Source organism: Streptomyces sp. URMC 126 (genome assembly GCF_051386555.1).
Lineage (GTDB): Bacteria > Actinomycetota > Actinomycetes > Streptomycetales > Streptomycetaceae > Streptomyces.
Genome location: NZ_JBPQTX010001011.1, coordinates 1 through 260, shown reverse-complemented (window position 1 = coordinate 260; position 260 = coordinate 1). Strand labels below are relative to the sequence as shown.

Below are 260 nucleotides of genomic sequence, written 5' to 3'. Positions count from 1 at the left end.
GCTCGGTGTCTACGGTGAAGGTCTTCGCCGTGCCGGAGGGGGTGCCGGCGGGGAAGGTGAGGGTGCCCTCGACCGGGGTGTAGTCCTCGCCGGGCTCCGCGGTGCCCTCGCCGGTGCCGTAGGTGACGGTGACGGGCTCGGCCAGCGGTACGTCGCCGGTGGTGCCCACCGACACCTTCACGGTGGCGGTCCCGCCGTGGTCCACGGTGTAGACGGGCCGGTCGGTGGCGACGCGGGCCTGCACCCCGCCCACGCCGTAC

General features: G+C 74.6%; 1 protein-coding gene. It reads right to left on the bottom strand.

Annotated elements, in window-relative coordinates; genetic code table 11:
* Positions 1-260 (bottom strand): Calx-beta domain-containing protein (locus tag ACSNOK_RS34885; RefSeq protein WP_436784716.1); only part of this gene is annotated, 260 nt, incomplete at both ends.